Below are 13,692 nucleotides of genomic sequence, written 5' to 3'. Positions count from 1 at the left end.
CAGCCACGTAGGAGGAACCCCATGACCACCCCATTGAGGCCGTCGAACGTCATCCTGCTCTGGTTTCCAAAGGGTGAGATCCCTGTCGTCACGAATTTCGAGACGCTCGAGGATCTGAGTCCGCCGTCCCCCAATCCGGAGCCGCACGAATATATCGAGGACGCGATCAAACACGCCAACTTCTATGACGTCCGAGGCATCAACAAGGAGCCGTGGATCCTTGTTCGAACGGAGGGCGATCAGAGCGAAATTCTGTCCCCGAAAGTGATCAAGAGCCGCTGGTGGCGCCGGCCCGACGCATCCTGATCAGGGAACGGCGACGGCAGCGGTGATCTCGCAGCTCGTGGAAGTCGCTTGATTGTGGATGAATCCCATATTGAAGTCGTTCACCCGACGCGATCCGTTCGCCTTCACCACCTGGTAGATCACCCTGGAACTGGAATCGATCCGCGTGCCACTCTCGGCGAAATGCCTGCAGGTCAACTCGATGTCCTTGATATCGATCGGCGCCGTATTCCCGAGAGTGACGTCCACCATCATCACCGAGCCGAAGGCCTCCTTTGACCAACTGAGCTTCTTGACCTCGATGAACTGCTCGGGGCGTCTGATCGCGTCGGCTTTCTGTCGCTTGCGCTCGACCAGATTGACCCAATTGTCCCGAAAACGGGCATACTCGCGATTGTTGGGCTCCAGCTCGGCCAGTCGCTTGTAGAAGATGACGCTCTCCTCGTCGGTCATCGGTGGCGGGTTCTTGAGCTTCTCCTTCATGGCGGCGAGCTCGTCCGCTCTGGCCTTTTTCTCGGCTATGGCTCGCTGACGCTTCTCCTCCTCGCGCCGGGCGAGCTCTTCCGTGTGAGCGACCGGATCGATTGCCTTCAGCTCAGACATATATCGATCGTCGGACGCCCGCCCTTTTATGGTCGCGAGATAGAGCGTAGGATTGGTGCTCCTGATAAGATCGGTGGCCTCGCTGACAACCAGCGAGTCCGGGCCGGTCCGGCTGATCTCCAGGAGGTACGTCTCAGGAGCGGTGCTGCGCAGATTGGCCAGCCGATGCTTTTCGCCATTTTCCGCTGCGGCGAGAACTGCGATTAAGGAGATTGCGGAGACAATAATGCCGAAGCACGAAACGGCTCGGTTGTTTATCCACAGTCGCTCTATCGGCATCCATAATGATACAATGAATACCAATATAGCAAGGCTCGACGCTACAACCCCTGCTGGTAGCGATACTGCGGATATTACCACAAGAACAAGAAACGTCCCAAATAAAACTGCCAAGCTCTTGAGAATTGCGAGAATTATACGCATAGTTCGCCTTTGACATCGCATGGTGTACAGCTAGTTGCTTTTAATTATTATGCAATCATCGATTGGCCGTCAACATCTTACTCCCGGGCGCGACGCATTGAAAACCGCACATGCGCGCGCTACATTGACAAACGAGGTGATGAGATGAACGCGCAGCGCAAGCCCAATCCACAGACTTCCAGCGATCGTCCCGAGGACAAGCTGATGGATGCGATCTTTGGCGAAGCCAAGGTCGAGGCACGCGTGCGTCCGCAGATCAACGCCGTTGAGTTCGCGCGCAAGACGCTCGTCCGCTGGCCTAATGTGATCGCCAAACTCGCCGAGTAGGTCTCTTGCAAGAGCCGTTCTTTGTCGACGCCGACGAGGTCGTCGCGCTCAATCATGTCTATGTGAACGAGACGGGCGAGCCGCATCAGGTTCGCGATCCCGGACTTCTGCACTCAGCCCTGGCTGTGCCGAAAAATCGCTTCCACTATGAAGGGCGCGCGATTGATCAGCTCGGTCTCGACCTGGCGGTTGCAATCGCGCGCAACCATCCGTTCACCCAGGGCAACAAGCGCACAGGCTGGGGCGCCATGCTGCTGTTCTGGGAGCTCAACGGCTGGGAGCTCGTCAATGAGGATCACGCCTATTACGCGGATCTCTTCGTGGGCGTGATCACAGGCGAGGTTGCCGAAGAGGCGCTGCTGGCCCAGATGCACCTGCTCGAGATCTAATCGCTCTCGGGCGGTGTTTCGCCGTGCTTTTCGAGCAAATTTAACGGTCGTTACAACGTTACAAAACTCATTGTAACCCATTGATTTTATTTTCTAGTTCGAGAGTTCAATCCTCTCTCGCAGCACCATTTTTATGCCGGAAAAATCAAGAACTTACTGATAGATCAAGACCTTTGTGGCCGCCATTTCTCCGGAATGGTGCTACAGATGGCATTGCGCATGGCCCGTCCTTTCCGACATTCCAAGACCGGCATTTTCTGGTTTCGCAAGGCGGTTCCCGTCACCCTTCGCGAGCGAGTCGGGAAGCGGGAAATCTCCCAAAGCCTCGCCACGCGAGACCCTGACACGGCCAAGGAACTGATCGCGCCGCTCGATGCCGAGTGGAATGCGCGCTTCAAGTCGCTCCAGTCAGGCGTAAGCCGCATGCCCCGCTTTGCGGGACTTGCCGCCACTGTACCTGCGCCTGTTTTTTTACTGGCGGCCCTGCAGCGCCGCGATGAGCCCTGTTGCAGGAATGTGACGCCGGCTCCGCTACCGCTTCCGACGCATTCACGGTTGATTTTCTAATCGAGTGGGCGGCTGCAAAGCCACACTCAATGGAATCAAGGGCTAAGCCGTCTCACGTCCATCCGAGCGCAGCATCTCTCCTCATAATCTAGAAATGATCCAAATCATTGTGATTGCACGATATTTTTGCTGAACTTAAGAATGCGCAGCCGCTGGAGCACGTGAGGGCGCTCCAAATCTCTCAGGTTGCGCGACATTTCATGAACGCCCGTACCTTCAACATGGCAAAGCTGTACGAGGCGGAGCACGGCCGGCTTCGCACATTCGTGCGCCGCCTTGTCGGCAACCCAGCCACCGCCGACGATCTCGTCCAGCAGGCCTTTGCCAATCTGCTGGGCAAGAGCACGGAGACGGTACCCGAAAGCACCGCCTATATGACCCAGGCGGTGCGCAACCTGGCCCTCAACCATCTGCGCGACGCGCGCTGGCGTGCCAAGATCGAGATCTCGGGCGTCGAGGTCGAGCATATAGCGGATGCCCGGCCGTCGCCGGAGATGGCTGCGCTTTACCGCAGCGAGCTGCGCCGGCTGCTCGAAGCCATCGCCCAATTGCCGGCTCGCCGCCGGCAGGCTTTCGTTCTCAACCGGATTTCCGGCCTGTCCTATGACGAGATCGCGGCGCGCATGGGCATCTCCCGCAACACGGTGATCTCCCAGGTCGTCGCGGCGATGATGGAACTCGATCGCCGAATTCCGGTGAGATAAACACTCGCATCGATCATTAGTTTGCGCCTCTCGGGTGTCTAAGACATGAGAGGGACGTTGCGTCGGGACTCTGCCGGTCATGGCCGTTCCGGCAGCATCCAAGGCACGCACAGAGTGAACATGCAGGATTACGCGACCGATCCGGCCTATCTGGAAGCGCTGGAATGGTTCGTCCTGATGAAGGATGAAGAGGTCGGCGACGCCGAACGCAAAGCCTTTGTTGAGTGGCTGGCGGCCGATCCATCGCATGTCGCCGCCTATGATCGCGCGCGCGCCTTGTGGGATCGCTTCGAGATCGTGAAGCCGGAATATGACCGCCTGCATCGGGCGGGGCGTATCGGCCGTCGCAGCGCGCTGCTAGGCGGCCTGGCCGCGCTCGTTGCCGCGCCGGCATTCTACATGCTCACCCGGCCGGGCGCATTCGCCGACTACTCAACCGGAGCGGCCGAACGGTTCACTGCAACGCTACCTGATGGCAGCACGGTCGAGCTCGGCAGCTATTCTGCTTTGTCGCTCGACTTCACGCCGGAGCAGCGCCGGCTCGTCCTGCATCGCGGGCAGGCCTTCTTCCACGTGGCGACCGAACCGGCACGGCCTTTTGTCGTTCAGGCCGATGGGGGCACGATCCAGGCGCTCGGCACGGCGTTCGACGTAAAGATCGCGATGGATCAGGTCATCGTCACCGTCATCGAACATTCCGTGAAAGTTCACGCGGCTCACACATCACCCGTCGTGCTCGAGGCCGGCTGGCAACTCAGCTATGGCAACAACGGAGTACGACCGCCGGTGCGCGCCGATCTTGCCGCAGTACAAGCCTGGCGGCAGGATCGCCTCATCGTCGAGGACGTGCCCCTTCGTCAGGTCCTGACCGAGTTGGAACGCTACCGGCGAGGTCGCATCGTGCTGATGGACAATGCAATCGGGGACATCCCGGTAACGGCGGTTTTCAATACCCAGCACACTGACAAGGCCCTTCAGGTCATTGCCGAAACCCTGCCGGTCCAGGTGCTGAACGCTTATGGTTATCTCACCCTCGTTTATCCGAAGTGAGGCCCCGCATTTTTTTAAAGAAAGGCCGTCGATCCGATCATTAGATCGGTTCGCCCACGTGTCTAGCAATATGAGGGCCCATGACACCGCCCTCATGTGAGCACCGCACCCCTTCCATCACGGGTGCCAGACGCAGGGTGGGTTTATGCAGACCGGACAGCCACTGGAGCTAATGCGGGATACGACCGGCCCCCACAAGCAAGCGATCAAAGCGGGACAAAAATCCTCGCTCCTGCTGCTCCTGCTGATGACGACCGCCCTCGCGGCTCCTTCTTCGCACATGTCGCCTGCCAATGCGCAGGCGATCCCGACCCCCGCCTCTGTTGAACCGATATCCTACGATATTCCTGCCCAGCCGCTGTCGAGGGCGCTGGTCGCGTTCTCGAAAGCGACCGGCTCGGAGCTTTTCTTCGATGCGACCCTCGTTCGTGAAAAAACCTCGCCGGGCGCTCGCGGCCGCCTTACGCGAGAGGAGGCGCTCGGACGCATTCTCGCAGGTGCGGGGCTGACCTATCGCATCAGCGGCAACGCCGTGATCATCTCGGAAGTGAGCGCTGCGGTAGATGGCACCCTTAGCGCCGACGGCGCGATCGAGCTCGGCACGATCGATGTCACCGGCGCCGGCTCTCCCGCCGACTTGCCCTTCGAGACGCCGGGCTCGACCAATTTCATTTCCGGCCAGGAACTGGAGCGTTTCCCCGGCCTCACCTCCGGCTCGATGTTCCAGGGCACGCCGGGCGTGATCTCGGGCTCCAGCAATAACGGCGCCGCCATCGACCCCAACATCCGCGGCCTGCAGGGCATGAACCGCGTCGCCACCACCATCGACGGTTCGCAGCAATCCACCTCCACCTATCGCGGCTATGCCGGCGTCGACAACCGCACCTATGTCGACCCGGACCTCATTTCCGGCATCACCGTCACCAAAGGGCCGGACGGTAGTGTCGGCGGGGCCATCGGCGGCACCATCGCCATGGAAACGCTGAACGTCGACGACATTCTCAAGGCCGGCGAACGTTGGGGCGTACGGGTGCGCGCGGGGCTCAACACCAATTCGGTGGCGCCTGTCATCGACCAGACCTCGGCGGTGTTCGGTGGCGGCGACGGGGCGGACCTCACCAATGGCAGCTTCGCCGTCGCGGTGCGCGAAGACAATGTGGACCTGGTCGGCGCCTTCGTGCGCCGCAAGACCGGCAATTACTTTGCCGGCACGGAAGGCTCTCTCACCACCACCGACTATCTCGGCGAACAGGCTTCCCTGTCGAAATACGGCCATGGCCAGCTCGTCTACAACACCTCAGAGGACGTGACCTCGGCGCTGCTCAAGACCACCCTGCGCCCCACCGACGAGCAGGAACTGCAGATCGGTTATCTCTATTACGGCAACGATTTCGGCGAGGTCTCCCCTTCCGCGGTTGCCGCCACCACCGGCGTGACATGGCAGCTCCCGCTGAGTTCGGTCGAGGTCAGCCAGGTGACAGCACGCTATCACTTCAACCCGGAGGATAACGATCTCGTTGACTTCCGCCTGAACAGCTACTTTTCAAATGTAGATGAGACTAACGTCTTCGCCCTGCTGGGAGAATCCGGGACTATCCAGCAGCAATCAAAGAATGTGGGTGTCAGCGCGAGCAACGTGTCCCGCCTGTCCTTGCTGGGGGCGCCCCTGTCCCTCGAATATGGCGGTTCCTACACATATGAACGGGCAACACCGAGCGCCGGGACGGAAATCCTGAGTGGCTATCCCCGTTGGGCGATGGCGGCGGATGGCGAACGCCAGGTGTCGACGCTCAACGCCAGCGCGACCTGGGAGCCGTTCTCCTGGCTCGAGCTGGAAGCCGGCCTCGAATACATCTCCTATGAAACGACCTTCCTCGGCACCCTGCAGTATGATTACGAAGGGCCTGACTATACCGGCTATTCCGGCAGCGGCGTGAGCCCAAGCGCCAGCGTGATGGTGACGCCGCTTCCCGGCTGGCAGCTCTATGCGCAATACCAGAGCGGCATCCGCCCGCTCAGCGTGCGCGAGGTCAGCCAGACGCGCTTTGAGCAGGTTTTCAACCCGGACCTTGAAGCCGAAGAAGCCAGCAACTGGGAATTCGTCACGAATTTCCTGAAGAGTGATTGGCTGCAGGAAGGCGACAAGGCACGACTAAAGATTGCCTATTTCGATAATACAACAAATAACTATGTTGGTCGTTCTTATGAAAATTCCGATATGGTATTTTTCAACTACGACTATGTGCGCTTCAAGGGCATCGAAATCTCGGGTGGCTACGATGCCGGCTGGGGGTTCGTCGATTTCGGCTTCAACTATTACACCGGCTTCGAGTCCTGCCTGAAGAACGGCCAGTGCCAGGACTACACCCTTCAGGCCGACTATCTCACCAACCAGATCCCGCCCGACTTCACCGCGTCGATCACCGCTGGCCTGCGGTTCATGGACGATCGCCTCACCGTCGGTGGCCGCCTGACCTATATGGGTCAGCGCCTCGCGCCTTCGATCGAGGATGAGAGCTACTTCTGGGTCACAAGGCTATGGGAGCCCTACACCGTCGTCGACCTGTTCGGGCAATGGAAGATCAACGATGCGCTGACCCTTGACGTGAGCGTGCAGAACCTTTTGGACGCCTATTATGTGGACGCTCTCAACAACACGGATATGCCGGCTCCCGGCCGCGTGATCCGCGGCACGCTGACGGCGAAGCTCGGCAGTTCGGAGCCGGCGAAGGCGCCGACCTTCGGCCTCCCGCCGCGGTCGGAAAGCACCCCGTGGACCGGGTTCTATGCGGGTGGCCATTTTGGCTACGGCTTCGGCCAGATCGAGGGAAACACGACGCTCGGCGACGGCACGGCCAACTTCATTGCCGCCACTGAATCGGCGGACCAGAACCCGTCCAACATGTTGGGCGGCGCGCAAGTGGGCTTCAATTACCAGCTGTCCAACGGCTTTGTCTTCGGCGTGGAGGCCGACTATTCCTGGATGAACATGGTCGACTATCGCAACGCCTTCGCCACGGAAGGACAAAAGCTCATCGACAACCACCAGCTCCAGGCGCGCACCGACTACAGCTTCGACTGGCTGGCCACCATTCGCGGCCGTGTTGGATACGCCTGGGACCGGTTGTTCGTCTATGGCACGGGTGGTGTCGCCTTCCTGCAGGAGACCGAGACCCGCACGCAGTACCGCTCGTCGGCCGCCACTGCCGATCTGCCTGCCTGGCGGACCACTGACACCTTCTTTGTCGAATCCGCCAGTGCGACACGGACCGGTTTCGCCGTGGGCGGTGGCGCCGAATATGCTTTGTCGAACAATTGGTCGCTGAAGCTTGAGTACCTCTTTGCAGGCTTCGGTGCCACGGACTTTCTGTTCAAGAATGCGCGTGCCGGTGTCACCAAGAGCTACACAGTAACCACCAGATGCACCCGGTCCAACACGACCCCTCCCTGCCGGGGTATTCGTGAAAACGTGAATACCACATACCCTGGAACATCCGAGACCGTGAACGGCCGCGAGGCGTCCAACGACGCCGACCTGCAGATGCTGAAGATCGGCCTCAACTACCGCTTCTGAGCGCGGCGGTGCTCCCAAGGCCGCGGCCGCATCGTGCCCGCGAACTGGCCGGAGACTGAGGTCAAGCGGTGCAGGCAGCTTCGCCTGCGCCGCCGCCTTCGGCGCGTGTCGAAATGGGTAGCAGCGTCGCCCGCCAGCACTGTCGAGCGCCAGCAGCAAGGAGAGGATCGTGTTGCGAACGTCGCCGCCGCACGTCTCCAGGGCCGCGTCGATATCAGCCTCGCCAATGACGGGCTCAAGGGTCTGAGGGGCGTGGGATTCGGGTAGCTTCAGCGACACGCGGCGCGAAGGTCGAGCCTCGCCTCTGACGGTTCTGATGCGGAAGAGCGAGGAACCACGGCTCGGGCGTCGAATCCGTCCCTTGCGGCGCCGTCCCTGGGCCGCTTGCGGGTGCCGACGCGGGCGGCGCACCTTTTATCTATAATCACTCTAATTCATTGATGTTGCGTCGTAATTCCGATTGTTTAAGGCTATCGGGGCTTTCTTTCTGCGATCCTCCTGCGCCGGCGATGAGCGGCGCCGGCCGTTTTCGGTGACAGCCTTGGCCCCAAGCGCGACATCACACTGCCCAATGCCAGTCTCCGCCATCGCCCGTGCCGGCGGGGGCGCCTGTGAGTAGCGCGCTCAATATCTGGCTGGGTGATCTCTACCGGCGGCATCATCGCGATCTCGTGCGCTTCGCCGCCCGGCTGGTGGGCGATCGCGACGGCGGCGAGGAGGTAGTGCAGAACGCCTATCTCAGGCTCGCCGGGCGCCCCGCCCAGGCGGTGGCGATCGAGCACCCCAAGACCTATGCCTTCGCCGCCACCCGCACCGCCGCTATCGATTTTACCGCCCGGCGCCATGCCGAATGGCTCCACCGGGTCGATATCGAGGAAATCGACGCGCTCGCGGCCGGCGGCGCTATCGATGGCGCCCTCCACCACCGGCGGCGCATCGTCCGGCTCGCCGTGCTGCTGAACGAGCTGCCATCGGCCTGCCAGACGGCCTTCGTGATGAACAAGCTGGAGGGGCGGGGCCACCGCGAAATAGCGGCGCATCTCGGCGTGTCGGTCAGCATGGTGGAGAAGCACATCCTGCGCGCGCTGATGCACTGCCGCAACCTGATGCGCGATGATGACTGAGGCGCGAGCATTGAGGATTTTGCGCCCGGCGGCCGTCTATAAGGATGAGCCCTTCCCTCATTCCGGTGCGAGAAGCCCCGCGTGACGCCGCCGATCCATCGCCCTGCCCATCCGCCCCGCGCCTTGTCCGACGAAGCGCTGGCTTTCATCGTGCGCCTGCATTCCGGCGAGGCGCAGCCGGCCACCCTGGCTGCCTTCGCCGCCTGGCGACGGCTCAGCGCAGACCATGAGGCTGCCGCGCGCGAGGCCGAGCAGCTCTGGGGCGATGCCTCGGAACTGCATCAGGATGCGCGCAGCGGCCTCATCCGCCCTGGGTCGGGCCGACGTACCGGCCCGACCCAGGGCCTCTCGCGACGCGCCCTGCTGGGCGGCGCCGCCGGACTTGCTGTCGCGGGCGCGGGGGGCGCATGGCTGGCGGGCAGGCTGGGGCCGCGCGCGGATATCGCGACCGGCACCGGCGAGGTGAGGACGGTCACGCTGGCCGATCGCTCGCGCGTCACGTTGAACGCCCGCAGCGCCATCGCCCTCGATCTCAGCCCCGCCCATCGCCATGTCCGGCTGCTTGAAGGACAGGCCTTTTTCCAGGTGGCGGCCGACCCCGCACGCCCGTTCGAGGTGACGGCGGGGGCGGGCCGGCTGCAGGCGCTGGGCACCGCCTTCGATGTCGACGCCAATCGCGGCGACGGCTCGCTGGCGGTGAGCGTGGTCGAACATGCGGTGCGGGTCGCGGGCGCGAGCGAACTGACGCTGCAGGCGGGCGAGCGCGTCCGGATCGCCCCGGATGGCCGGCTCGGACCGGTCACACTCCAGCCGGCGGACATCACCCTCGCCTGGCGCTCGGGGCTGTATATCGCCGAGGACCGCCCGCTCGCCGACATCATCGCCGCGCTGCGCCCCTACCATGCCGGGTGGATCCTCGCCCGTGGATCGGGCATCGACGGGCTGCGGGTCAATGCGGTGCTGGATCTGCGCACCCCTGAGGCCTCACTCGCAGCCCTCGCCCAGGGCCTGCCGATCCGGGTGATGGCGCTCTCCCCCTTCCTCACCATCGTCTCGGCAGCGTGAGGATAAATTTTTTCCGAACCGCGCTGAGGATTTCCGCGCCGCGCCCCGTCTTAGCCAGCGAGGGACCAGACGACCCAGCAGGGCACGTCCCTCCTCACGCGAGCGGAGACGGGATGATGGTGGGCTTCAAGGGGCGGACGGGACTTCTGCGGGCATGGCTGGTGGCAACAACCATGCTGGTGCCTTTGCCCCTTGCCAGCGCGCAGGCGCAGCAGGCGAGCGCGGCGCGGAACAGCTTCGATATTCCGGCCCAGCCGCTCGGCGCGGCGCTGACCGCCTTCGCCCGCCAGACCGGCATCACATTCGCCTATCCCGCCGCGCTCACCGCCGGGCGAACCTCGCCGGCGCTGCGCGGCAGCTTTTCGCACGAAGAAGCGCTGGCCCGGCTGCTGGGCGGCAGCGGGCTGGCCTATGCCTTCACCAGCCCGACCCGCGTGACCATCTCGGCGCCGCTGTCGGGCGGCACGGAGGCGGCAGCTGACGGCGCGATCGAGCTCGGCACGATCGATGTCACCGGCGCCGGCGCGGCGGCCGACCTGCCCTTCGAGACGACAGGCTCCACCAACTACATCTCCTCCGAGGAAATCGAGCGCTTCCCGCCGCAGACCGCCGGCGCGCTGTTCCAGGGCACGCCCGGCGTCATTTCCGGCGGCGGCAATAACGGCGCCTCGATCGACCCGAACATTCGCGGCCTGCAGGGCCAGAACCGCGTCGCCACCACGATCGACGGTTCCCAGCAGTCGACCTCCTCCTATCGCGGCTATGCCGGCGTCGACAGCCGCACCTATGTCGACCCCGACCTCATTTCCGGCATCACCATCACCAAGGGGCCGGACGGCGCGGTGGCCGGCGCCATCGGCGGCACCATCGCCATGGAGACGCTGAACGTCGAGGACATCCTCAAGGCCGGCGAGCGCTGGGGCGTACGGGTGCGCGGTGGGCTCGCCACCAACTCGGTCGCCCCGGTGATTGGCGAGACGGCGGCGGTGTTTGGCGGCGGCGATGGCGCGGCCATCACCAATGGCAGCTTCGCCCTCGCCGTGCGCGAGGACAATGTGGACCTCGTCGGCGCCTTTGTGCGGCGGAAGACGGGCAACTACTTTGCCGGCACGGAAGGTTCGCTCACCACCACCGACTATCTCGGCGAGCAGGTTGGCCTGTCGAATTACGGCCATGGCCAGCTGGTCTACAACACCTCCGAGGACGTGACCTCGGCGCTGCTGAAGGCCACGTTCCGCCCGACCGACGAGCAGGAATTGCAGATCGGCTATCTCTATTACGGCAACGAATTCGGCGAGATTTCGCCCTCGGCGATCAATGTCGGCACCAATGTGACCTTCCAGATTCCGCTCAGCTCCGTCACCATCAACCAGGTAACGGCGCGTTATCACTACGACCCCACGGACAACGACCTCGTCGACTTCAAGGTCAATGCCTATCTCTCCAACACCGACGAGAGCAATGTGTTCGCCGTTCTGGGCACGACGCCCGAACTTCAGCAGCAATCGCAGAATGTCGGGGTGAATGCGAGCAACACCTCGCATTTCATGGTGAAGGACACCCCGCTCGACCTCACCCTCGGCGGTTCCTTCACCTATGAGGACGCCGAGCCCGTTTCCGTCGACGCCTGGGCCGACACGACGTGGTGGGCCATTCCGGCGGATGGCGACCGCACGATCGGCTCGCTGTTCGCCCGAGTAAACTGGGAGCCGACCTCCTGGCTCGCCTTGGCGGCGGGGGTCGAATACCTCTCCTATGAGACCAATTTCAACGGCACGACCTATTACGCCACCGACGAACCCTTCGCCGGCTATTCCGGCGACGGCTTCAGCCCGAGCGCCAGCATCACGGTGACGCCGCTGGAGGGCTGGCAGATCTACGGCCAGTACCAGAGCGGCATCCGCCCGCCCAGCGTGCGCGAGACCAGCCAGACCCGTGCCGACCAGGTGTTCACCAGCGATCTCGACGCGGAACAGGCGAGCAACTGGGAAGTGGGCACCAATTTCCTGCGCGACAACCTGTTCATGGAAGGCGACAAGGCGCGGCTGAAGCTGGCCTATTTCGACAACACCACGAATAACTATATCGGCCGCACCTATGACGGTAGGCTAGGCTTGTTCAATTACGACTATGTCCGGTTCAAGGGCTTCGAGATTTCCGGCCGCTACGATGCCGGGCCGATTTTCACCGAGTTCGGGTTCAACTATTACACCGACTATGAAGCCTGCCTTGATGACGGCACCTGCCTCGACTACACGCTGCCGGCGGATTACCTGACCAACCAGATCCCGCCGCAGTTCACCGCCTCCTTCACCGCCGGCGCCCGGCTGTTCGACGACCGCGTGACCATTGGCGGCCGCGTCACCTATATGGGCGAGCGCCTCGCCCCCGTGGTGGATGACGGTTCCTATTTCGTCACCACCAAGCTGTGGGAGCCCTACACCACGGTCGATGCCTTCGTGCAGTGGAAGATGAACGAGAACCTCACCCTCGACATCAGCGCTCTGAACATCCTCGACGCCTATTATGTCGACGCGCTCAACAACACCGACATGCCGGCGCCCGGCCGCACCATCACCGCCACCCTGACCGGTCGCTTCGGCAGCGGCGAGAAGCTCGCCCCGCTCCCGCTCGGCCTGCGGCTGAACAGCGAGGCCTGGACCGGCCTCTATGCCGGCGCCTCCTTCGGCTATGGCTTCGCCTCCATCAGCGGCACCACCACGCTGGCGGACGGCACGGCGAACGATATCGCGGCGACAGAATCGGCCGATGAATCGCTCGACGGCATGCTCGGGGGCGGGCAGATAGGCTATAATTACCAGCTCCGCAACGGCATCGTGCTCGGCGTCGAGGCGGATTTCAGCTGGCTGAGCCAGAAGGCCACGCATGCGGCGATGGCCACCGAGGCGCAGATCCTCATCGACAACGAGATGTGGCAGGCCAAAACCGACTATTCCCTCGAATGGCTCTCCACCATCCGCGGCAAGGCCGGCTACGCCCTCAACGACCGGCTGTTCGTCTACGGCACCGGCGGCGTCGCCTTCCTGCGCGAGAGCGAGCAGCGCTCGCAATACATCGCCACCACGTCAGGGGCGAGCGTGCCGAACGGGCATACCACCACGCTCTTCTTCACCGAGGCGGCCGGCGCGACCCGCACCGGCTTCGCCGTGGGCGGCGGCGCCGAATATGCGCTCTCCGACCGCTGGTCGCTGAAGATGGACTATCTCTTCACCGGCTTCGGTTCCGAGAGCTTCCTCTTCCCCAACGCCCGGGCCGGCGTCGGCAAATCCTACACCGTGACGACGCGGTGTACGCGAAACCCGACGCCGATGCCGCCCTGCCCCGGCGGGTGGGCCGGCACCATCACCCAGAACTTCACCGGCAGTTCCGAGACGGTGAACGGCCGCGAGGCCTCCAACTCGGCTGACCTGCAAATGCTGAAGATCGGCCTCAATTACCGCTTCTGACGCCCGGCACCGGCCTTCGCGCTCCCCCACAGGAAACGCGAAGGCCGGCGCGCGGCGGGGAGAGGAACATGCGCGCCATGTGAGGCGTTGCGCCCGGGGTATCTCAACGGGAGC

The 13,692-nt window shown here is 62.9% G+C and carries 11 protein-coding genes; 10 read left to right on the top strand and 1 reads right to left on the bottom strand.

Going from position 1 to position 13,692, the window contains the following annotated elements:
* Positions 1 to 21 precede the first annotated feature (21 nt).
* Complete coding sequence (locus tag A3M1_RS0111710) at positions 22 to 306, top strand: hypothetical protein (protein WP_018389164.1); 285 nt, start codon at positions 22 to 24, stop codon at positions 304 to 306.
* Here the strand turns inward: A3M1_RS0111710 and A3M1_RS0111705 are convergent, their stop codons facing one another.
* Complete coding sequence (locus A3M1_RS0111705) at positions 307 to 1,167, bottom strand: hypothetical protein (protein ID WP_018389163.1); 861 nt, start codon at positions 1,165 to 1,167, stop codon at positions 307 to 309.
* 288 nt (positions 1,168 to 1,455) lie between these two features.
* Here A3M1_RS0111705 and A3M1_RS0111700 point away from each other — a divergent pair, with 288 nt between their 5' ends.
* The 9 genes from A3M1_RS0111700 to A3M1_RS0111665 all read left to right on the top strand — a co-directional run bounded on the left by A3M1_RS0111700 (position 1,456) and on the right by A3M1_RS0111665 (position 13,578).
* Positions 1,456 to 1,638, top strand: a complete 183-nt coding sequence (locus A3M1_RS0111700) for a hypothetical protein (RefSeq protein ID WP_018389162.1) — start codon at positions 1,456 to 1,458, stop codon at positions 1,636 to 1,638.
* 5 nt (positions 1,639 to 1,643) lie between these two features.
* Positions 1,644 to 2,027, top strand: coding sequence for a type II toxin-antitoxin system death-on-curing family toxin (locus tag A3M1_RS0111695; RefSeq protein WP_018389161.1), 384 nt, complete (start codon positions 1,644 to 1,646; stop codon positions 2,025 to 2,027).
* Positions 2,028 to 2,234: 207 nt separating this feature from the next.
* Positions 2,235 to 2,594: a DUF6538 domain-containing protein gene (locus A3M1_RS26460; protein WP_156029638.1), complete on the top strand. Its 360-nt coding sequence runs from the start codon at positions 2,235 to 2,237 to the stop codon at positions 2,592 to 2,594.
* Between the two features lie 113 nt (positions 2,595 to 2,707).
* Positions 2,708 to 3,298, top strand: coding sequence for an RNA polymerase sigma factor (locus tag A3M1_RS0111690; protein ID WP_245261644.1), 591 nt, complete (start codon positions 2,708 to 2,710; stop codon positions 3,296 to 3,298).
* A gap of 120 nt (positions 3,299 to 3,418) precedes the next feature.
* On the top strand, positions 3,419 to 4,348 hold the full coding sequence (locus A3M1_RS0111685) for a FecR family protein (protein ID WP_018389159.1): 930 nt from the start codon (positions 3,419 to 3,421) through the stop codon (positions 4,346 to 4,348).
* Positions 4,349 to 4,493: 145 nt separating this feature from the next.
* A complete protein-coding gene (locus A3M1_RS0111680; protein WP_245261643.1) occupies positions 4,494 to 7,922 on the top strand; it encodes a TonB-dependent receptor domain-containing protein in 3,429 nt (1,142 codons plus the stop codon).
* 611 nt (positions 7,923 to 8,533) lie between these two features.
* Entirely contained in the window at positions 8,534 to 9,046 is a 513-nt protein-coding gene (locus A3M1_RS0111675; RefSeq protein WP_018389157.1) for a sigma-70 family RNA polymerase sigma factor, read from the top strand.
* Between the two features lie 81 nt (positions 9,047 to 9,127).
* Positions 9,128 to 10,111: a FecR domain-containing protein gene (locus tag A3M1_RS0111670; protein ID WP_018389156.1), complete on the top strand. Its 984-nt coding sequence runs from the start codon at positions 9,128 to 9,130 to the stop codon at positions 10,109 to 10,111.
* A gap of 116 nt (positions 10,112 to 10,227) precedes the next feature.
* Positions 10,228 to 13,578: a TonB-dependent receptor domain-containing protein gene (locus A3M1_RS0111665; protein ID WP_245261642.1), complete on the top strand. Its 3,351-nt coding sequence runs from the start codon at positions 10,228 to 10,230 to the stop codon at positions 13,576 to 13,578.
* Positions 13,579 to 13,692: the final 114 nt, after the last annotated feature.

This window comes from Ancylobacter sp. FA202 (genome assembly GCF_000380205.1).
Classification (GTDB): domain Bacteria; phylum Pseudomonadota; class Alphaproteobacteria; order Rhizobiales; family Xanthobacteraceae; genus Ancylobacter.
The sequence above is the reverse complement of the archived record's forward strand: the minus strand, read 5'-3'. Positions and strand labels throughout refer to the sequence as shown.